21 protein-coding genes are annotated in these 21696 nt (G+C 43.5%); 17 read left to right on the top strand and 4 right to left on the bottom strand.

What is annotated here, in order from left to right:
- The 5 genes from WKT08_RS03415 to WKT08_RS03395 all read left to right on the top strand — a co-directional run bounded on the left by WKT08_RS03415 (nt 1) and on the right by WKT08_RS03395 (nt 5023).
- A complete protein-coding gene (locus WKT08_RS03415; RefSeq protein WP_129299790.1) occupies nt 1-774 on the top strand; it encodes a nucleoside phosphorylase in 774 nt (257 codons plus the stop codon).
- A complete protein-coding gene (locus WKT08_RS03410) occupies nt 775-2478 on the top strand; it encodes an ABC transporter ATP-binding protein (protein ID WP_340280016.1) in 1704 nt (567 codons plus the stop codon).
- Entirely contained in the window at nt 2450-3280 is an 831-nt protein-coding gene (locus WKT08_RS03405) for an energy-coupling factor transporter transmembrane component T family protein (RefSeq protein ID WP_049485614.1), read from the top strand. Before WKT08_RS03410 ends, WKT08_RS03405 begins: the two co-directional genes overlap by 29 nt.
- A 4-nt stretch (nt 3281-3284) precedes the next feature.
- Nucleotides 3285-4037, top strand: coding sequence for an SDR family oxidoreductase (locus WKT08_RS03400; protein WP_045759779.1), 753 nt, complete (start codon nt 3285-3287; stop codon nt 4035-4037).
- Nucleotides 4038-4120: 83 nt separating this feature from the next.
- Nucleotides 4121-5023, top strand: a complete 903-nt coding sequence (locus WKT08_RS03395) for a carbohydrate kinase family protein (protein WP_049488424.1) — start codon at nt 4121-4123, stop codon at nt 5021-5023.
- 329 nt (nt 5024-5352) lie between these two features.
- On the opposite strand, the gene rsmG is transcribed toward WKT08_RS03395, so the two are convergent.
- Nucleotides 5353-6066, bottom strand: a complete 714-nt coding sequence (gene rsmG, locus WKT08_RS03390; RefSeq protein WP_340280010.1) for a 16S rRNA (guanine(527)-N(7))-methyltransferase RsmG — start codon at nt 6064-6066, stop codon at nt 5353-5355.
- 70 nt (nt 6067-6136) lie between these two features.
- Here rsmG and WKT08_RS03385 point away from each other — a divergent pair, with 70 nt between their 5' ends.
- On the top strand, nt 6137-6697 hold the full coding sequence (locus WKT08_RS03385; RefSeq protein WP_023918932.1) for a LemA family protein: 561 nt from the start codon (nt 6137-6139) through the stop codon (nt 6695-6697).
- 1 nt (nt 6698) lies between these two features.
- Entirely contained in the window at nt 6699-7595 is an 897-nt protein-coding gene (gene htpX, locus WKT08_RS03380; protein ID WP_340280007.1) for a zinc metalloprotease HtpX, read from the top strand.
- A gap of 298 nt (nt 7596-7893) precedes the next feature.
- Here htpX and WKT08_RS03375 read toward each other — a convergent pair whose 3' ends face one another.
- The 3 genes from WKT08_RS03375 to WKT08_RS03365 all read right to left on the bottom strand — a co-directional run bounded on the left by WKT08_RS03375 (nt 7894) and on the right by WKT08_RS03365 (nt 10255).
- On the bottom strand, nt 7894-9111 hold the full coding sequence (locus tag WKT08_RS03375) for an MFS transporter (RefSeq protein WP_340280005.1): 1218 nt from the start codon (nt 9109-9111) through the stop codon (nt 7894-7896).
- Entirely contained in the window at nt 9108-9284 is a 177-nt protein-coding gene (locus WKT08_RS03370; protein WP_162837396.1) for a hypothetical protein, read from the bottom strand. The genes WKT08_RS03375 and WKT08_RS03370 overlap by 4 nt, the downstream gene beginning before the upstream one ends.
- Before the next feature lie 110 nt (nt 9285-9394).
- Nucleotides 9395-10255, bottom strand: a complete 861-nt coding sequence (locus WKT08_RS03365; RefSeq protein WP_251457879.1) for a helix-turn-helix domain-containing protein — start codon at nt 10253-10255, stop codon at nt 9395-9397.
- 204 nt (nt 10256-10459) lie between these two features.
- On the opposite strand from WKT08_RS03365, the gene WKT08_RS03360 reads away from it, so the two are divergent.
- The 10 genes from WKT08_RS03360 to WKT08_RS03315 all read left to right on the top strand — a co-directional run bounded on the left by WKT08_RS03360 (nt 10460) and on the right by WKT08_RS03315 (nt 21656).
- Nucleotides 10460-10999: a YceD family protein gene (locus WKT08_RS03360; protein WP_251457882.1), complete on the top strand. Its 540-nt coding sequence runs from the start codon at nt 10460-10462 to the stop codon at nt 10997-10999.
- A gap of 123 nt (nt 11000-11122) precedes the next feature.
- The gene (locus WKT08_RS03355) at nt 11123-12601 is read left to right on the top strand and encodes a flotillin family protein (RefSeq protein ID WP_003005145.1); all 1479 of its coding nucleotides are present in this window, start codon (nt 11123-11125) and stop codon (nt 12599-12601) included.
- Nucleotides 12602-12769: 168 nt separating this feature from the next.
- A complete protein-coding gene (gene gndA, locus WKT08_RS03350; RefSeq protein ID WP_003004949.1) occupies nt 12770-14194 on the top strand; it encodes an NADP-dependent phosphogluconate dehydrogenase in 1425 nt (474 codons plus the stop codon).
- Nucleotides 14195-14203: 9 nt separating this feature from the next.
- Nucleotides 14204-14902: a response regulator transcription factor gene (locus WKT08_RS03345; protein ID WP_070595357.1), complete on the top strand. Its 699-nt coding sequence runs from the start codon at nt 14204-14206 to the stop codon at nt 14900-14902.
- A gap of 236 nt (nt 14903-15138) precedes the next feature.
- Entirely contained in the window at nt 15139-17331 is a 2193-nt protein-coding gene (locus tag WKT08_RS03340) for a PTS transporter subunit IIBC (protein WP_223142067.1), read from the top strand.
- 85 nt (nt 17332-17416) lie between these two features.
- The gene (locus WKT08_RS03335) at nt 17417-18229 is read left to right on the top strand and encodes an endonuclease/exonuclease/phosphatase family protein (protein WP_340279997.1); all 813 of its coding nucleotides are present in this window, start codon (nt 17417-17419) and stop codon (nt 18227-18229) included.
- Nucleotides 18230-18393: 164 nt separating this feature from the next.
- Nucleotides 18394-18867, top strand: coding sequence for a transcriptional regulator NrdR (nrdR, locus tag WKT08_RS03330; RefSeq protein ID WP_003005476.1), 474 nt, complete (start codon nt 18394-18396; stop codon nt 18865-18867).
- Nucleotides 18868-20046: a DNA helicase gene (locus WKT08_RS03325; RefSeq protein ID WP_340279995.1), complete on the top strand. Its 1179-nt coding sequence runs from the start codon at nt 18868-18870 to the stop codon at nt 20044-20046.
- Nucleotides 20047-20946, top strand: coding sequence for a primosomal protein DnaI (gene dnaI, locus WKT08_RS03320; protein ID WP_340279993.1), 900 nt, complete (start codon nt 20047-20049; stop codon nt 20944-20946).
- Nucleotides 20943-21656, top strand: a complete 714-nt coding sequence (locus WKT08_RS03315; protein ID WP_340279991.1) for a nitroreductase family protein — start codon at nt 20943-20945, stop codon at nt 21654-21656. The genes dnaI and WKT08_RS03315 overlap by 4 nt, the downstream gene beginning before the upstream one ends.
- Nucleotides 21657-21696: the final 40 nt, after the last annotated feature.

Genomic DNA, 21696 nt, shown 5'->3' with positions numbered 1-21696 from the left:
ATGTTGTTAGAAGAATTTGACGCCAACCGACAGGCTATTATTAATCCACAAGACTTACACAAACCAATTGAAGGATTTCCCAAAGTAGTCATCTCTTGCTTTTCAAGAGTAACTTTTGCGCGCCTCCTTGAAAATTACGATCATGAGGTCATTGCAAGAACCTCCATGGCCAACTTTGAAGTCCTAGTCTATGGGATTACGATTGAAGACCAACAGATTACTGCCTTTAATGCCCCAGTTGGGGCTGCTTCCTGTGTGGGGATTATAGAGGATTTGATTCAATTTGGGATGGAAAAACTAGTGCTCTTTGGGACTTGTGGGGTTTTAGACCGTGATATCGAAGCAACCTCCATCATCATTCCAACGGCTGCTCTTCGCGACGAGGGGACCAGTTACCACTATCTTCCGGCTAGTGATGAAGTGGAAGTAAACAAGAAAACCCTCCCTCTCTTCCAAGCCTTTCTGGACAGTCACAAGGTTTCTTATCAGTCAGGAAAAGTGTGGACGACAGATGCACCCTACCGGGAAACCATCGACAAGATGAAGCGACGAAAGGAAGCAGGAGCCATCTGTGTGGATATGGAATGTTCGGCAGTGGCAGCCTTAGCAGCTTATAGGGGCTTTGAGCTCTGCCATTTCTTCTACGCAGCAGACCACCTCTCGGAAGAAAAATGGGATATCCGAACCTTATCTAGTCATGAGGATTTAGATAGCAAGGATCGAATCGCGGATTTGGCCATCCAATTTGCGCTCTTTTGGGAAAAGGCAAACTAAATGAAAGAAGCAATGATTGAACTGAAGGATTTTTCCTTCCAATACAAGGCACAGTCTGAGCCAACTTTAAAAAATCTCAACTTAACCATTTATAAGGGGGAAAAGGTTCTGATTGTTGGGCCATCTGGTTCTGGGAAGTCAACCATTGGCCAGTGCTTAAATGGGATTATCCCCAATATCTATAAGGGAACCAGTAGTGGACAATTCCTCATTCAGGGGAAAGAAGCCTTTGATCTCAGTATTTATGAGAAATCTCATTTGGTCAGTACGGTTTTGCAAGATACAGACGGCCAGTTTATCGGTTTGAGTGTCGCAGAAGACTTGGCTTTTGCCCTTGAAAATGACATGGTGGATCTGGGAACGATGAAAGAGCGTGTGCAGAGTTGGGCAGAACGCTTAGATTTGATGAAGCTCTTGGATCATCGGCCACAAGATTTGTCCGGTGGGCAAAAACAGCGAGTGAGCTTAGCAGGTGTACTGATTGACGAAAGTCCGATCCTCCTTTTTGATGAGCCACTGGCTAATCTAGATCCCAAGTCGGGTCAGGATATTATTGATCTGATTGATCAGATTCATGAAGAACAGGGGACGACCACCATTATTATCGAACACCGCTTAGAGGATGTACTCTACCGTCCTGTTGATCGGGTTATCTTGATCAATCAAGGACAAGTTCTCTATAATGGTCAACCAGATGAGTTGTTGAGGACGACACTGCTAGCTGAAAATGGGATTCGAGAACCTCTTTATTTAACAACTCTTCGCCAGCTTGGTCAGGATATCGATCAATTGGAGCATCTAGATCGTCTAGAAGATATCGAACTTACTGGTGTGAATCGTTCCATTCCAGAAGCGACCTTTACTAAAACTGGTGAAGCAGAAGAACTATTGAAGTTGGAGCAGATTTCCTTTGCCTATCAAGAAAATCATCCGATCTTAAAAAATATATCCCTCAGTATACCTAAGGGGCAGCGCTTAGCGATTGTCGGGAAGAATGGGGCAGGAAAATCAACTCTTGCGAAAGCCATCTGTGGATTCATTACCACAGAAGGGCAATACACCTCTAGAGGTGAAGATATCAAGCAGGAGAGTGTCAAGGAACGGGCTGAGCGAGTCGGTTATGTCCTACAAAACCCCAATCAAATGATTTCGACCAATATGATTTTTGACGAAGTCGCTCTAGGTTTGCGCTTGCGGGGGATATCGGAAGAAGATATTAAGAAGCGTGTCTATCAAGCACTGAAAACTTGTGGTCTCTATGAGTTTCGTAAATGGCCGGTTTCTGTTCTCTCATATGGGCAGAAGAAACGGGTGACCATCGCCTCTATACTAGTTTTAGGACCAGAAATTTTGGTCTTGGACGAGCCGACAGCAGGTCAGGACCAGCGCAATTACACTGAAATCATGGAATTTCTAGATAGCTTGCAAGAAAAAGGCCATACCATTGTCATGATTACCCATGATATGCAGCTGATGTTGGATTATTCTGATCGTGCCCTTGTAGTATCAGACGGACAAATTCTAGCAGATCTCCCACCTGCAGAGCTGTTCACTCATCCGGATATTTTACAAGAGGCTAATCTCAAAGAGACTTCGATTTTTGCCTTAGCCAATCGATTAGGAATGGATCCCTTGGCGCTAACGCAGTTTTATATGCAACAGAAAGGAGCAGGTCATGAATCATCGATTAGTCGGCTACCATGAGGGGACGAGTTTTCTTCATCGCCTTTCAGGTGCGAGTAAGTTACTCTTTCTTCTTTTTGTATCTCTTGCGGCCATGTTGAGTTATGATACCCGGCTCCTTCTAGGAATTGGTGTGGGCGCCTTACTGTTATTCTCTACAGCTCGTATTCGATTTCGGGATATTTCATTTGTACTTGCATTTGCTCTTGTTTTTGCACTGTTAAATGTTGTCATGGTCTATCTCTTTGCCCCCCAGTATGGTGTAGAGATCTACGGGGCAAAGACGGTACTGATGAAGGGGTGGGGCTCCTATAGTATCACCTCGCAGGAACTCTTTTATCTTTTTAATTTAGCTCTTAAGTATGTCTGTACCATACCTCTAGCCTTGATTTTTTTGATGACGACCCATCCTAGTCAGTTTGCTTCAAGCCTCAACCAAATTGGCGTATCCTACAAGATTGCCTATTCTGTCAGCTTGACTCTGCGTTACATTCCTGATGTACAAGAAGAATATCAAACGATTAAATTGTCTCAGGAAGCCAGAGGGGTGGAATTGTCCAAAAAGGCCAAGCTGATCAAGCGGATCAAAGGCAATTTGCAAATCATCTCTCCCTTAATCTTTAGCTCACTTGAGCGGATTGACAGCATTTCTACGGCTATGGAATTACGTCGCTTTGGTAAAAATAAAAAGCGGACCTGGTATTCTCATCAAGCCATGGAAATGAAAGATTATGGGATGATTCTATCAGCCTTGGCTGTTCTGGTTTTGAGTATTGTCCTGATCTTTGTCAATCAAGGACGTTTTTACAATCCATGGAGGTAATGACATGTCAGAAACGATTTTAGTAACAGGAGCTTCAGCTGGTTTTGGTCAAGCGATTTGCCGTCGTTTAGTAGCAGATGGATATCGTGTGATCGGATCAGCTAGACGCATCGATAAATTACATGCCCTTCAAGAAGAGCTGGGAGAAGCCTTTTATCCCCTGCAAATGGATGTGACGGATCTTTCTCAGGTAGATCATGCACTTGCCAGTTTGCCAAAAGCTTGGGAGAGAGTGGATGTTTTGGTCAATAATGCTGGCTTAGCTCTAGGCCTCGCCCCAGCTTATGAAGCAGAGATTGCAGACTGGCTGACCATGATTCAGACCAATATTGTCGGCCTGACCTATCTGACAAGGAAAATCTTGCCCCAGATGGTGGAACGAAATGATGGCTATATTATCAATTTGGGCTCTACAGCAGGGACTGTGCCTTATCCAGGGGCCAATGTTTACGGGGCATCCAAGGCTTTTGTCAAGCAATTCTCCCTCAATCTTCGGGCGGATCTAGCTGGCAAGAAGATTCGTGTCAGCAATATTGAACCTGGTCTTTGCGAAGGGACAGAGTTCTCTTCTATTCGCTTTAAAGGAGACGAAAAACGGGTAGAGGCCCTCTATCGAGGTGCCCATGCCATTCAGCCGGAAGACATTGCCAACACCGTAGCTTGGTTGATCCAACAGCCCAAGCATGTCAATGTCAATCGGATTGAAATCATGCCGGTTTCCCAAACCTTTGGCCCTCAACCTGTTTATCGTGACTAAAAAGAGAAGCAACCACTCCACATGGGGTTGGTTGTTTTTTATCTTTCCTCTGGTATAATAGAAGGCAAAGTAAGGAGAAAAAGATGACAGCTGCCTTAATTATTGGTTCTACAGTTTGTGATGTGATGATTTACTTGGATCGTTTGCCGAGTCGTGAAGGAGATGCCCATATTGATCACCAGCAATGGTCTGTGGGAGGTTGTGCCTTTAATGTCGTTAATATCCTTCATTTTTTGTCGCAACCCTACCAGTTTGTCTCGCCAGTCGGTTCTGGAATATATGGTGATTTTATTCGGAGAGAGCTAAAACAATTAGGGATTTCCTCTAGCATCTCATTAGAAGGGGACAATGGTTGCTGTTACTGCTTTGTAGAGTCTGATGGTGAGAGGACCTTCTTATCGGATCACGGAGTGGAGTACAGCTTTCAAGCAGAGTGGCTAAAAGAGCTCGAGACAGATCGGTTTGATTACATCTACTTATGTGGCCTTGAAGTCGAGGAGCCAACCGGTCTTGCATTGGTCCAGTCTGTTTCGCAACTAGAAGGTCAGGTGATTTTTGCACCAGGGCCACGCGGACTCTTGATTCCAAAGGATCGACTGGAAGCAATTTATGATCTGCATCCAATTCTCCATGTTAATGAGGCTGAAGCACTGGCTTTTTCAGGGTGTAGAGAGATCCAGCCAGCCATCGAACACTTGTATCAGAGAACGGGACAATTAGTCATTGTCACCTTGGGTGAAAACGGAGCGGTTGCCTATGATGGCAACTGGTATGAAGCAGACGGTTTTCCAACAGAAGTTGTCGATACAGTAGGTGCTGGAGATAGCCATGTGGGAGCCTTTATATCCGCTCGTTTAGAAGGTTTAGATATGACGCAAGCCTTAAGATTTGCTAACAAAGTCTCTAGCCAGATTGTTGCAAGTAAGGGCGTTCATCTGACAAAAGAGCAACAAGAAGCCCTGCGAACAGAATTGAAACAAAAATAAAAAAGAGAGTGGGACAGAAATCGGTAATTCGTTAGAATTCGATTTCGTCGTCCCACCTCCGCACAGTTGAGTAGGGCTGTAAAAGCTGATGAAATCAGCGTAGTAGAGCCCACTCAACCACTGCGTCTTGCTCGACAATCCAAAAACAATTGAGAGGCTAGGACTTTTGTCCCAGCCTCTTATTTGACTTTATCCGCTTGGCCCTTTGTATCTTACTGAAATGAACACGGGCTGCGGATTGTGTCAAAAAGATGAATCCTCCTAGAATCTTTTGGATTCTGCGTCGAATTCCCTATTTTGACTTTATCCGCTTAGCCCTTTGTATCTTACTACAATGGACGCTTATTGGGCATGCCTGCTTTTCTTGGGTATTTATTGGGGGTTTCTTTTTTCTTTTCTACAAGAGTGATAAAGCGTGGATCCCCGTTTGGCAATTCATACTGTAGATTGTCTTCAACCTTGCTAAATAGCAGGTTGAGGGCATTTTTGGCTTCTTCCAACTCTTCTGGAGCATTGCTGGCCTTGAGAGCAAGAAGCCGTCCTCCTACTTTCAGGTAAGGGATGGTCAGTTCAGAGAGGACCTGCATGCGGGCAACAGCGCGGGCAGTTACGATATCAAATTGGGCACGAAAGGCCTTGTCTTGTGCAAAGTCTTCAGCTCGTCCATGGTAGAAATGAACCCCATTTAAGCCCAACTCTTCAGCCAGCAAGTGGAGAAAATTGATCCGCTTATTAAGGGAATCAATGATGGTCACATCCAGCTCAGGGAAAAGGATCTTCATGGGTAGGCTGGGAAAGCCAGCGCCAGCTCCGATATCCAGGAGACGGATGGGTTGGTTTTCGATCAGGCCCTGTAAAATGGGTGCGATCGAATCATAAAAATGCTTGAGATAGACTTCGTCTTTTTCGGTGATGGCGGTGAGATTAATCTTTTCATTCCATTCCACGAGGAGCTCAAAATAGCGTTCGTATTGCTCTTTTTGACGATCAGTTAATGGAAAGCCGAGTTCGGCTAAACGGGCATAAAATTCTTCTGGTTTCATGCTATTATTTTACCACAAAATAAGGGAAATTTGATATACTGGTAGAAAGAAATGAAAGGAATTCAATAAAATGATTTGGATTATTCTTGGGATCATTGTGGTCCTTGTGTTGATTGTAGTAGGAGTTTACAACGGTTTGGTGAAAAGCCGCATGCAAACTCGTGAAGCTTGGAGTCAAATTGATGTACAATTGAAACGTCGGAATGACTTGATTCCAAACTTGATCGAAACCGTTAAAGGCTATGCCAAGTACGAAGGAGATACACTAGCAAAAGTCACTCAACTTCGCCAACAAGTGGCTCAAGCTTCTTCACCTGCAGAAGCAATGGCGGCCAGCGATGCTCTTTCCCGTCAAGTGGCAGGCATCTTTGCGGTTGCTGAAAACTATCCAGACTTGAAAGCTAACACCAACTTCATGCAATTGCAAGAAGAATTGACCAATACAGAAAACAAAATTTCTTATGCCCGTCAATTGTACAACAGTGTCACAAGCAACTACAATGTGAAATTGGAAACTTTCCCAACAAACGTAATTGCTGGAATGTTTGGCTTCAGACAAGCCGAATTTCTTCAAGTGCCTGAAGAAGAAAAAGCAGTACCAAAGGTGGACTTTAGCGGATTAGGAGACTAATATGCTCTTTGACCAAATTGCAAGCAATAAAAGGAGAACTTGGATTCTCCTTATTGCTTTTTTCATACTCTTAGCTCTTATCGGAGCAGCCGTTGGTTACCTCTGGTTAGGCTCCTCCCTTGGTGGCGTCATCCTAGCTTTGATTATTGGTGGAATCTATGCCTTTAGCATGATTTTTCAATCCACCGAAGTTGTCATGCGGATGAATGGGGCGCATGAGGTAACGGAAGAGCAAGCCCCTCAACTCTACCATATTGTACAAGATATGGCTATGGTAGCCCAGATCCCCATGCCTAGGGTCTATATTGTAGATGATCCTTCTATGAATGCATTTGCGACAGGGTCTAATCCTCAAAATGCTGCTGTTGCAGCAACGACAGGTCTTCTAGCTGTGATGAACCGTGAGGAATTGGAGGGAGTCATCGGACACGAAGTCAGCCATATTCGCAATTACGATATTCGCATCTCTACGATTGCAGTTGCCCTTGCTAGTGCCATCACCATGCTTTCTAGCATTGGTGGTCGGATGATGTGGTGGGGCGGTGGCCGTAGCCGGGACGATGATCGAGAAGGTAGCGGTGGTTTGGAGATTGTTATGTTGATTCTTTCCTTGCTTGCCATCGTTTTAGCACCATTAGCAGCGACCCTGGTCCAGTTAGCCATCTCTCGTCAACGGGAGTTCCTAGCAGACGCTTCAAGTGTTGAATTGACGCGGAATCCTCAAGGGATGATCAATGCTTTGTTAAAACTAGACAATAGCGAACCAATGCAACGACATGTCGATGATGCGAGCAGTGCTCTTTTTATCAACGATCCTAAAAAAGAATCCGGTTTGCAAAAACTCTTTTATACCCACCCACCCATTGCTGAACGGGTAGCTCGCCTAAGAAAAATGTAAAAAATCCACCATTAGTAGGATTGAGAGTGTGGGAAAACTGTTTTTCTTTATAAATCTAATAAATTCTATACAAATAAAAGAAATTTATTCTTTAGAATTATTAACTCATCTATTGAAACTTTCCGCTGTGAGAAAAGTGCTAGAAACACTTTTGTTTCTAGCACTCGGGAGTTTTGGAACCTTGTGTCCAAAACTAAGTCATGGAACTTCGAAGAAGTTCGCTGACGTCCGTCCTCACCTAAGGAAAGTTTTTAAGATAACTTTGTCTTCAAGATCAATCCACCAAACGGTGGATTTTTTATTTGGTTGTTAAGAGGACGGTGCCGAAACCGAGAATGGCAAACATCCCCCACGCTAGGGGAAGGCTCCAGATAGCTAGACTAGAAAAGAGAGCTGTCCCAAGTGGCATGGCAAAGCTGACCATCAGTCCCAAAAAGCTAGACGTAGAAGCTAATTTTTCAGCGGGTAATTTGCTCATTAAAAGACTGGAAACTTTTGGGTTGATTTTTGCTACAAGATAACCAAGGAAAGTGATGAGTAGAAGGGAAAGAATGTCCCAGTGCATTAGGATATTTGTGAGCCCAAGTATGGTGAGCCCACCTGCGATCCACAGGAGGATATGGTGGAGTGATTGCTTGGAAAAATAGTCGTGGGGTGTCAGGCTAGCCCAGACCATGCTTAAAATAGTCACTGCCTCTAAAATCAAGAGGGATTGGCTAAAGCTCAACTGAAAGAAGGGGGAGTGAAGCAGTTGCAAATTGTAGATACCTGAGATGGATCCCCCAAGAGCATTGATGAGAACCAATGAGAAGAGCAACTTACCAAAGTGGTGGACCTCCTCATCTGCAAAAATACTTTTAGCGTTCTGGTACATCTCTTGGCATTCGTGTATCAAAGAATTCTTGCTTTTGGGCTCAATGACGGAATCATGTGTCAGCTGCTTTTTTCTCATCAGGAGACAAGTGGAAGACAGGAGAAAAGTCACTGCATTGATCGAAGCGACCAGGGCGAAATTTTGATGGCTGATGGCTAGTAGCCAAACTCCTAGAGCTTGTCCAGAAATCGAACAGACCATACTAAGTAGTTGATTGAAGGAATAGGCCTCCATCAAATCCTCGTCGGGGATATTCTTTTTCATGATAGGGAGTTGCAAGCCTCCGCGATAATCACTCAAACAATCTGAAACGATGTTTAAGAAGCAAACAATCGAAAAGGCAAGGTAACCCGGAATCTTGGTCATGAGCGCAATAAGGATGAAGAGGATGGCTTGAAGATAGCCAATGCGGATCAACCAGTTAGCTTTTTTCTTCGTATGGTCAGCCTTCATCCCGACAAAAATGGTAAAGAGGCTAGGAATAAACACAATCAGATTAGCAATTCCAACAGCCAGACTCGGTTGCGGCATGCTGGCAGCAAAGACCACAAAGACCAGATTGTAGATGGCAGCACCAAGGGTATTCAAAAAGCGAGAAAGGCTGAGTAAGGCAAAAATTTTATTACGAGCTAAGAGTTTCATAAGCCTTCCTCCTTCACGTGATCAGTTGCTAGGACTTGTTTGATAGATCGAACGATCTGTTTGAAGAGGTCTAGTTTCTCATCATCAGAGAGAAGAAGTTCCTGATCCTTCAGATAAACGCTGGTATGTGAGAGAAGAAAGCGGAGGAAGTGGTTTTTTAGTTTGGTCATCATGGGAAGAACCTTCTTTCTTTACTTGATAGTCCTATTGTAAACCTAAAAAGCAAGAAAAAATTAATGTTGCATATTTTCAACAAAAACTCACAGAGTAGATCTGTGAGTTTTTAGGATTTATTGATCAGTTCTTGCAGGCCCTGTTTGTAGTAGTTGGCACTGTCCTTACAATCCAGAATAGAGAGAACCTGGATGGCCTGTTCCATCTTTTCAAGACCGATTTCTTTTTCTCCCTTTCGATAGAGAAATTCTCCTTTGGCGTAGAGATAAACCGTCCGAAGGTAGGCTTCGTTCTCAGAGTAAAAGTGGTCGTTAATTAGGTGGTCAAAAAAACATGCATCTTCAAATTCATTTGAACTAATGGCCAGAAAAAAGCCATTAAGGAAAATAGAATTGATGGCAGGACGAGAGGAATCTAGGAGAAGCTTGAAATCCTCCCTTTGGACCAACTCCTCTGTGTATTGTCGATAGAGCTGACTAGAGAAAAGTGGAGAGGTCAGAGAAAACAGGTTTAATTCAAAATTTCCCCAGATTGTGACAGAGAAGAGATAATCATGGAGGAAATCGAGTTCCTCTTGGCTAGCGGTGAGCTCTACTTCAGGATAGAAGCCAAGCATTTGGACTTTGAGAATAATGCTGGCTAAGAAGTCTTCTTTTTTCTGATATTTCTGATAGGCTTGCTGGTAGCTTTGGTACAAGTCTTGATCGTGTTCCAAGCTCATGTTTTCATAGTGCTCTTTCAACAATTTGGGAATAAAGGAGTGCTGATCGATTCCTGCTAGATGAGAAAACTCACTGAGGCTGGTTTTGATCTGTTGCAAAGCCTGAAAAAACCGTTGCGTCGTCAGGTCATTTTCTCCTCTTTCAAATCGAGATAACATGGAGCGCGAAAATTCGCCACCTGTAGCTTCCTCTAAAGAGATGTGACGACTTTCACGTATTTGCCGAAAAACTGCTCCGATATCTTTCATGAATTCTCCTCTATCTAACATTGCTCAATGCCCTAGCAAGTGACCCTCTTTTGTCCAAGAGATGGTGGGACCTTGTGTACAACACCAATTGGCCTAGTTACTGTATCTTTTTTCATGATTATAACAAATTTTTGAGGAGACTTCTTGGTTGAGGGGCAGCTTCATGATATACTAGTAGTATCTAGAAGATTTGAGGACAAAAGAATGAACCTATTTACACAAGAAATCCGTAAAAATCCTGAAGGACTAGCCTTTGATCAAGAGTTGGATTTGCTCAAAGAATTGCAAAAGCGTAATCCAGAAATTCTTGATTTAAAGAATGTGACAGCGACAGGACGAGTAGCCTATGATACAGGCCTCTATGTCTTGAATTACCAGTTGAGCTATACCATCGTTTTGGCATCTAGCCGAAGCATGGAGCCTGTTGAGCTTCAAGAGAGCTATCCTGTAACAGAGGTGTTTGCGGAGGATGTACAGTCTGACGCAGATATCGAGGCCCTAGAGGAAGACTTGATCCTTCCAATCGAAGGTGGGAAGATTGACCTGAGTGAAAGCGTAGCGGATAATATCCTGCTCAATATTCCTCTCAAGGTTCTCACTCCAGAAGAAGAGGCTGGACAAGGTTTTATTGAAGGCAATGATTGGAAAATCCTATCCGAAGAAGAATACCAAGCCGCTCAAGCGATTAAGAAAGAAGAAAACAGTCCTTTCGCCGGTCTAAATGGCTTGTTTGACGAAGAATAAGCTAGAGATTGCATTTGATAAATTTAGACATAAATACAGGTCTTTCCTTTGAGGAAAGGCCTTCTTTTGATATACTAGGATTAATAAACAACAGAGGGGAGACCTCTAAAAAGGAGAAAAAGTATGGATACTTTATTTATTCCAGGTTGGTTGATTACCGGCCTAATAGTCGCAGTTATTATTTTGATTTTGCTTGTTAAAGGTTATGTGAACGCTAAACCCAACGAAGTCGTGGTCATTACCGGTCTTCGGAAGCAACGTCACTTGCGTGGGAAAGCTGGCTTTATGATTCCCTTTGTCGAACAACGCTCTTATCTTGATATTGAGCAATTCTCGACAGATGTTCGGACGTCAGAAGCAGTCCCAACACTGGACTTCATTAACGTCCGTGCCGATGCAGCTGTTAAATTAAAAATTGGTACAACCGATGAAATGATTGCCCGGGCTGCAGAAAACTTCTTGAACTGGAATACGACAGATATTTCCAATTCTGTCCAAGATGTCTTGGAAGGAAACTTGCGGGAAGTGATCGGTCAGATGGAGCTCCGTAAGATGGTCAATGACCGTCAAGAGTTTGCCTCAAAAGTGCAAGACAACGTAGCGCCAGACTTGGCTAAAATGGGTCTAGAAGTCATCGCCTTTACGGTTCAATCCTTCTCTGATGAAGGGGGAGTCATCGATAACCTCGGGATTGAAAATGTTGAAACCATTAAGAAAGATGCCTTGATTGCCAAAGCCAAAGCAGAACGTGAACGCAAGGAAGTCGAAGCAGAACAAGATAAATTGGCTAACGACAAACGCGTCGCTGCCGATCTTGAAATTGCGCAAAAACAAAATGAACTGAAACTCAAACAAGCAGCCCTCAAGCAAGAAGCAGACATTGCCCAAGCAAAAGCAGATGCCGCTAAAGGAATTGAGGCAGAAGTGCAACGTCGTGAACAAGAGCGCGTGGCAGCCGAAGCCAATATCATGAAGCAAGAAAAAGAAGCAGAAGTCAAAGAGCGCGAAGTTAAGGTTCGTGAGCAAGAATTGGATGCCAACATCCGCAAACAAGCTGAAGCTGAAAAATATGCCCGTCAACAAGCTGCAGAAGCAGAATTGATCGAACGCCAACGCAAGGCGGAAGCAGAACTCTTCGAAACACAAAAAGAAGCCGAAGCTCGAAAAGCTCAAGCCGAAGCCGAGAAATTTGCCCAATTGCAAGAGGCCGAAGCTATTGAGGCTAAAGGTCGTGCCGAGGCTGAAGCCATTCGCTTGAAACTGGAAGCCGAAGCCAAAGGTTTAGACCAAAAGGCCGAAGCGATGAAGAAAATGCAAGAAGCAGCCATTACTGAAATGGTCGTTGACAAGTTGCCTGAAATTGCGCGTGCTGTCGCAGAACCATTAACCAAGGTGGATAAGATCACCATGTACGGGGAAGGCAATGCTTCTAAGATGGTGGGCGATATTATGCAAAGTATCGACCAAGTCTCTCAAGGAGCCGGATTTGATATTCGTCAATTGCTAGCAGGAGCTCTTGGGGTCAATATGACGGTCAATAAACTCAAAGAAGGAGAACAACCGGTCATTGAAGCAGAGGAGTTAGCTTCTAAAGAAGATTAATGCCATTCATCAAGAAGTGTCTGAGAACTGTTTCTCGGGCACTTTTGTTTTTAAGATCAAATGACTTGCATGATCTTCTCCCTCTAGAGAAGGCGGGAAGCTATTTTCTGCTTTCTTTTGAGGAGGAAAAATGGTAGAATAAAGGCAAACTATAAAGAGGAGTGTCACATGACTAAAGCAAACTTTGGTGTTGTTGGTATGGCCGTAATGGGTCGTAACCTTGCCCTTAATATCGAATCTCGTGGCTATACAGTTGCCATTTATAACCGTAGTAAAGAAAAAACAGAAGATGTGATTGCTTGCCATCCTGATAAAAACTTTGTGCCAAGCTATGATATCGAAAGCTTCGTAAACTCAATCGAAAAACCACGTCGTATCATGCTCATGGTTCAAGCAGGACCTGGTACAGACGCAACTATCCAAGCCCTTCTTCCACATTTGGATAAAGGTGATATCTTGATCGACGGAGGAAACACTTTCTATAAAGATACCATCCGTCGTAACGAAGAGTTGGCGAACTCAGGGATTAACTTTATCGGTACAGGTGTATCTGGTGGTGAAAAAGGTGCCCTTGAAGGTCCTTCTATCATGCCTGGTGGACAAAAAGAAGCATATGACTTGGTAGCTGACGTTCTTGAAGAAATCTCTGCAAAAGCGCCTGAAGATGGAAAACCATGTGTGACTTACATCGGTCCTGATGGAGCTGGTCACTACGTGAAAATGGTCCACAACGGGATCGAGTACGGGGATATGCAATTGATCGCAGAAAGCTATGACCTCATGCAACACTTGCTTGGCCTTTCTGCAGAAGACATGGCTGAAATCTTCACTGAATGGAACAAGGGTGAATTGGACAGCTACTTGATCGAAATCACTGCGGATATCTTGAAACGCAAAGACGACGAAGGTCAAGATGGACCAATCGTAGACTACATCTTGGACGCTGCAGGAAACAAAGGAACTGGTAAATGGACTAGCCAATCAGCGCTTGACCTTGGTGTGCCATTGTCACTCATCACTGAGTCAGTATTTGCCCGTTACATCTCTGCCTACAAAGAAGAACGTGTTCATGCAAGCAAGGTTCTTCCAAAACCAGCTGCATTCAAATTTGAAGGAGATAAGGCTGAATTGATTGAAAAAATCCGTCAAGCCCTTTACTTCTCAAAAATCATCTCATACGCACAAGGTTTTGCTCAATTGCGCGTCGCTTCTAAAGAAAACAATTGGAACTTGCCATTTGCGGACATCGCATCTATCTGGCGCGATGGATGTATCATCCGTTCTCGTTTCTTGCAAAAGATCACAGATGCATACAACCGCGATGCAGATCTTGCTAACCTTCTATTGGATGAGTACTTCTTGGATGTCACTGCTAAGTACCAACAATCAGTTCGTGACATTGTAGCTCTTGCTGTTCAAGCAGGTGTACCTGTACCAACCTTCTCAGCAGCCATCACTTACTTCGATAGCTACCGTTCAGCGGACCTTCCAGCGAACTTGATCCAAGCACAACGTGACTACTTTGGTGCTCACACATACCAACGTAAAGACAAAGAAGGTACCTTCCACTATTCTTGGTACGACGAAAAATAATCTTGCTCTATGGTCAAACGAGTTCTACTAGTAGAAAATGAGAAGAAAATCGCTCGCTTCATTGATTTGGAACTTCAAAAAGAGGGGTATCAAGTTGATGTGGTCGAGGATGGAAAAGCGGGTCTGGCCTTGATTGCTGCGACCAAATATGATCTGATCTTGTTTAATTACGATTTGTCAGATATGTCTGGTGAAACATTCGCAGAGGAAATCAGTCGGATTCGTCCAGCTTCTGTTTTGATTGTTTTGGATAGCCGCGAAAAAATTGCTGAGCACAAAGAGAGTATTCAGCGCTTTGCCGTTTCCTATATGGTCAAACCCTTTATTATCAGCGATTTGGTAGATAAGATCACAGCCATTTTTAGAGGACGTGATTATATTGACCAACATTGTAGCCAGATGAAAATCCCAACATCATACCGCAATTTGCGCATTGATGTGGAACACCATACCGTCTATCGTGGGAAAGACATGATTAGTTTAACCCGCAGAGAGTATGATCTCTTAGCGACTCTGATGGGAAGCAAAGGGGTGGTGACACGAGATCAGTTATTGGAGAGTGTCTGGAAGTACGAGAGTACAGGTGAGACTAATATTGTGGACGTCTATATCCGTTATCTCCGTGGGAAAATTGATCTACCCGGTCAAAAAAGCTATATTAAGACCGTTCGTGGGATTGGCTATGCCATGCAAGACACATTAGAATAAAATATTCGAACACTTAGAGGGTTCGAATATTTTTATGACCCAAGGGAAACGTTTGCGTTTGGAAAGGATGGGTTTTAAAAAGGATTTGGCTAAAAAAAGATAAAAAAAGATAAAATTTAGAGAAAAAAATGAATGTAAGGCTTTACAAATTTTTAAAATGTGGTATACTAGAAACAAATTAAGCGCAAACGTTTTCTTAAAAACAAAAGCCTTAAACAATATAAGGAGGTTGAATGATGAATAAAGGATCATTCAAAAGTTTATTTAGCTTTGAATTCTGGCAGAAGTTTGGTAAGGCCTTGATGGTCGTTATCGCTGTCATGCCAGCTGCTGGGTTGATGATTTCAATCGGGAAATCAATCCCTATGATCAACCCGAATTTATCTCCACTTGTTATTACAGGTGGGATTCTCGAACAAATCGGTTGGGGGGTTATCGGTAACCTTCACATCCTCTTTGCACTCGCTATCGGTGGTAGCTGGGCCAAAGAGCGTGCTGGGGGTGCCTTTGCGGCTGGTCTCTCTTTCATCTTGATTAACCGTATTACCGGTGCAGTTTTTGGAGTTACATCTGCAATGTTGGCTGATAAGGATGCTACCGTTCATACGATCTTAGGTGGATCAATTAAAGTTGCAGACTACTTCATTAGTGTCCTTGAAGCACCGGCACTTAATATGGGGGTGTTTGTAGGGATTATCTCAGGTTTTGTTGGAGCAACTGCTTTCAATAAATACTATAACTACCGTAAACTTCCAGAAGCCCTTTCTTTCTTTAACGGGAAGCGCTTTGTCCCATTCGTTGTTATCGTTCGTTCAGCTCTTACAGCCTTGGTTTTGGCAGCCTTGTGGCCAGTGGTTCAATCAGGAATTAATGGATTCGGTGTCTGGATCGCCAACTCACAATCAACAGCTCCAGTATTGGCACCATTCTTGTTTGGTACCTTGGAACGTCTTCTCTTGCCGTTTGGTCTTCACCACATGTTGACCATTCCAATCAACTATACTCAATTGGGTGGTAGCTACCAAGTTCTTACAGGTGCTGCCAAAGGAACAACTGTATTTGGACAAGATCCACTTTGGTTAGCTTGGGTAACAGACCTTGTTAACTTGAAGAAGGCAGATCCTAGCCAATACCAACACTTGCTTCATGCGTACACACCAGCTCGTTTCAAAGTTGGTCAAATGATTGGATCATTTGGTATCTTGATGGGGGTTGTAGTTGCTATCTATCGCAATGTGGACCCAGATAAGAAAGAAAAATACAAAGGGATGCTTTTTGCAACTGCCCTTGCTACATTCTTGACAGGTGTTACTGAACCAATTGAATACATGTTCATGTTCATTGCAACACCATTGTACTTGATCTACGCCTTTGTTCAAGGTGCTGCCTTTGCAATGGCTGACTTGGTTCACCTTCGTGTTCACTCATTCGGTTCAATCGAGTTCTTGACACGTACACCAATGGCCATCAACGCTGGTTTGGCACTAGATATCTTTAACTTTGTATGGGTAACAGTCCTCTTTGGATTTATCATGTACTTCATTGCTAACTTCATGATTAAGAAATTCAATTATGCGACTCCAGGACGTAACGGTAACTATGAACAAAATGATGATGCCCCTGCAGGAGATGGTGCAGCAGCAGGTGCTGCTACAAGCTCAGCAAGCTCACAAGTCATTAACATTATCAACCTTCTTGGTGGACGTGCCAATATCGTAGATGTTGACGCATGTATGACTCGTCTTCGTGTAACCGTTAAGGACGCTGAAAAAGTCGGAACAGAAGAACAATGGAAAGCTGAAGGCGCTATGGGTCTTGTCATGAAAGGACAAGGTGTCCAAGCGATCTACGGACCTAAAGCTGACGTATTGAAGTCTGATATCCAAGACGTTCTTGATTCAGGTGAAGTCATTCCTGAAACACTTCCTAGCCAAATGACAGCAGTTCAAAAGGCTGAAGCAACCTTTAAAGGTGTGACGGATGAAGTTCACTCCGTTGCAGATGGTGAAGTGATTAACATCGAAGATGTGAAAGATCCTGTATTCTCACAAAAAATGATGGGTGACGGATTTGCGGTTGAGCCTGAAAATGGCCACATCGTTTCACCAGTTGCTGGTAAAGTTACTAGCGTCTTCCCAACCAAACATGCCCTTGGTTTGGTAACAGATAATGGTTTGGAAGTCTTGGTTCACATCGGTCTAGATACTGTTAGTCTTGAAGGAAAACCATTTGAGGTTAAAGTTTCTGAAGGTCAAACAGTGGCTGCTGGAGACCTCTTGGTGGAAGCAGACCTTGATGCAATCCGTGCAGCTGGTCGTGAAACTTCAACAATTGTTGTCTTCACAAATGCAGATGCGATTAAATCTGTTAAGGTCGAACATACTGGTAAATTGGCAGCAAATGCGCCAGTTGCAACAGTAGAATTATAAGAGACGTCGGCAAAGAAAATGAGGTTGGGTCAGTGCACCCGGCCTCTTGCCGTTTCTTGATTTGGAGAGAAGGAGAAATCAGGGGATGAAATTTTTAACATTAAATTCCCATAGTTGGATGGAAGAGAATGCTCAGCAAAAATTTGAAACCCTCAAGGAACAAATTTTAGAAGCGCAATATGATGTGATCTGTTTCCAAGAGGTCAATCAAGAAATGGCCTCAGAAACAGTCGAAACAGATGAGTATTATCAAGCTTTGCCATCATCTGTAGCGATTCACAAGGATCACTTTGTTCGCGTATTGGTAGAAGAGTTAGCTGCTCATGGACTCCACTATTATTGGACTTGGGCCTACAACCATATTGGCTATGATCACCTCAATGAGGGTGTGGCCGTTCTTTCGCGTCAACCCTTGAAGGCGGATGAGATTTTGGTATCCAATATGGATGATCCAACGGACTACCATACTCGTCGAGTAGCCGTTGCCCATACAAGTATAGATGGCAAAGAGATTGCTGTTGCCAGCGTCCATCTTTCTTGGTGGGACAAAGGTTTCCAATTTGAGTGGCCACGCATTGAGAACTACTTCAGCCAAGTAGGCAAACCCTTTATTCTAGCTGGTGATTTCAATAATCCTGCTGGTCAAGAAGGGTATGAAACGATTCTATCCAGTTCGCTAAAGCTTCAAGATAGCTTTATTGAAGCCAAAGAAACAAAGGGGACTTATACTGTAGGTCCTGGAATCGATGGCTGGACGGACAATCAAGTTCCATTGCGAATCGATTACGTCTTTGCAAGTCCAGAATGGGACATCCAGCGTCTACATGTCATTTTTGATGATCAAAACAAACCCCATGTCAGTGATCACTATGGCTTAGAAGCTGAATTATCACTTTAATATAAATGGAGAGTCGAAAGGAAAACGATTTTATTCAATCTTCCTTCGACTCTTTTTTATGGATCAATGAGGAGCAAGCATAGGGGATTCTCCTGTTCTTCTGCTTTCTTTACGATTCAATTTATGGTAAAATGAAGTGTTAAAACAGTTTAAGGAGGTAGCAAATGCGTTGTCCAAAATGTGGTGGAAGTAAGTCTAGTGTGGTGGATAGTCGACAAGCTGAAGATGGGAACACCATCCGTCGTCGCAGGGAATGCGAAGAATGCCATTATCGCTTTACTACCTACGAACGAGTGGAAGAGCGGACCCTAGTGGTTGTCAAAAAGGATGGGACACGCGAGCAATTTTCTCGTGATAAAATCTTTAATGGTATTATCCGCTCAGCTCAAAAACGGCCTGTTTCTAGTGACGAAATTGAAGAAATTGTAAACCGGATCGAGCAAAAGGTTCGCAGCCAAAGTGATAATGAAATCAACAGTGAATATATTGGTTCGTTGGTCATGGATGAGTTAGCAGATCTAGATGAGATCACCTATGTCCGTTTTGCTAGTGTTTACCGGAGTTTCAAGGATGTCGGTGAGTTAGAAACCCTCTTGAAACAAATTACGAAGGGAACCAAGAAGAAAAAGGAAAAATAGATGAAGCCCAATACGCCTTTCGCATTTTTAAAAAATAATCTTCTTCCACCGGCAGGGGCTGCATTGGAGCAGTATTACCTGCCTATTTTAGAGACAGAAACAGTAGCGATTTATCGTTATCTGCTCGCCTCTTATGATCAGGGTGAAAAACAATATTTACTTGCTCAAATCCTCAATCACTTGAATATAGGATTTCCACAGTTGCTACTCGCCTTTGATCGTTTAATTGCTATGGGGTTGATGGATCTCTATGAGGAAGAAGTTGGGATCACCATCCAGTTACATGCTCCTCTTGAATCAGAACAATTTTTTTCGAATGCTATTTTCAAACGCTTGCTTGAAAAAAAGATTGGGGAAAAGGCTGTTGAGGATCTGATCCCAGCACGCTCTTTAGGAACTAGACGGCAAGTTTCCTTCTCTCAAGTCTTTGGACTAGATGCTGGTGAGGTGACCGTTCTTCCAAGCAAGAAACAGCAGTTTGATATGGAGATGTTTAAGCGAATGATGGGGCGTGATGGACTTCGTTTTGCGGATGAAGGAGAAGCGACTCTTGCCCTCTTTGCCATTGCAGAAGAGCAGCAATGGACCTGGTATGAAACGTATCTTTTAGCCAAAGAAACAGCTGTAGACCGTACCGTCTCTCCAAAGAGAATGAAACAAAAATTAGCTCAGGCTAGCCAAGAGCAACCCCGCATGTCCTATAGCCGTCAGGAAGAAACTATTCTGAGGGAAGCTAAGGCAAAATCCAGCCTACAATTTCTAGCGGAGATTAAGAAGGCGCGCAATGCGACCATTACGCAGAGCGAACGCAAGACTTTATCCAAGTTAGCTGATCTAGGCTTATTAGATGAGGTGATCAATATCATCTTATTGTTGACCTTTAATAAGACCCAGTCTGCTAATCTCAATGAAAAGTATGCTTTGAAGGTGGGAAATGATTTTTCTTATCAAGGGGTCAACAGTGCAGAACTAGCGATTTTAAAAGTTCGAGAACGCCAGGAACAAGCTAAAGCTCAAGGAAACAAGGGGACGAGTCCTACATCAGCTAAGGGCAAGAACAGCAATGTTCCCAAGTGGAGCCAACCAAACTATCAAAATCAAACCAGTCAAGCAGAAAAGGTGGATCTTGCTAAAGAGAAACAACGCCTATTAGAAAAACTGAATCAAGGAGGTGAGTAGATGGAAAGTGTAGGTCAAACCATGTCTCACATGAACCGTGCGCGTCAATTTAACTATGAGGATTTGGTCGCACAGATCTTGGCAGACCAAGAAGTTGCTGCTTTTATCAAGGACCAGTCTTTGTCTGAACAAGAAATTCGACGGAGTATTTCAAAATTTAATCAATACATTAGTGAACGCAACCGTTTCTTATTGGGAGATCCGGATTATATTGCCAAAGGTTATAAGCCCATCCTCACCATGAATGAAGGCTATGCGGATGTCGCTTATGAGGAAACGCCAGAGTTAATCGAAGCCCAAAAACGAGCTGCGATCAACCAACGTCTCAACTTGATCAATCTCCCTTCAACCTTGAAAGAAGCGAGTCTAGCCAAGGTAGAACTCGATGATAAGGGAAGATTTGTGGCCTTTGAGGAATTAGCTAATTTTGTGGCCAACTATCCGGAATATCAAAAGGGGATCTACCTCTATGGTGATTTTGGAGTAGGAAAGAGCTACATGATGGCAGCCTTGGCTCATGATTTATCCGAAAAACGTCAGGCCTCTACCACTCTACTACATTTCCCAAGTTTTGCGATCGATGTCAAAAATGCCATCAGTTCAGGCTTGGTCAAAGAAACCGTCGATCAGGTGAAAAAAGCCGAAATTTTAATTCTCGATGATATCGGTGCGGAACAGATGTCAGCCTGGGTGCGAGATGAAATCTTACAGGTGATTTTGCAGCACCGAATGCAGGAAAATCTCCCAACCTTCTTTACTTCTAACTTTAATTTTGAAGAGTTGGAACGTCATTTTGCAGCTTCGCGTAATGGAGATGAAACCTGGCAGGCCAAACGTGTTATGGAGCGCGTAAAATTTTTAGCCAAGGAAATCCATCTGGAAGGAGTCAATCGCCGATGAATGAAACCATCCGTTTAATGAAATCTCATTTTTCTGTTCGCCGTTTTAAGGAAGAAGCCATCAAAGAAGCTGACCTCATGGAAATTTTATCAGCTGGGCAGATGGCATCAAGTTGGAAAAACTTTCAGTCTTATTCTGTGATTGTGGTCAAAAGCAAGGAAAAGAAAGAAGCTCTTTACGACTTGCTTCCTCAAGAAGCGATTCGCCAATCAGATGTCTTTCTCCTCTTTGTTGGAGATTTAAACCGTGCTGAAAAAGCTGTCAAACTTCATGAGCAGGATTTCCATCCTGAAGGGGTGGACAACTTACTGATCACCTCAGTGGATGCGGCTCTGGCAGCTCAAAACACGCTATTGGCAGCTGAAAGTCTCGGCTATGGTGGAGTGATCATCGGCATGTTGCGCTACTGTTCAGAAGAAGTCGCAGAACTCTTCCGTCTGCCAGACTATACCTATCCGGTTTTTGGGATTGCTCTCGGAGTACCCAACCAGCAACATGCGGTGAAACCACGTTTGCCATTGGAGCAGGTTGCTTTTGAAGAAGAATACCAAGAACAAGACCTATCAGTTGTGACTGCCTATGACAAGGTTCAGGCAGATTATGCTGGAGCGCGTGCAACAGATAGCTGGAGCGAGCGCCTTGCAGCTCAATTTGGTCAACCTGAACAAGAAGAGACCAAAAAACTACTAGAAAAACACAAACTATTATGAAATGAAGAGAGGCGTTCTTGAACTGAAGTCTCGCCTTTCA

Origin of the sequence: Streptococcus sp. HCA-5024 (assembly GCF_037890265.1) — a bacterium.
GTDB lineage: Bacteria > Bacillota > Bacilli > Lactobacillales > Streptococcaceae > Streptococcus > Streptococcus lingualis.
Note: the sequence above shows the minus strand (reverse complement) of the source record. Positions and strands in the feature narration are given on the sequence as shown.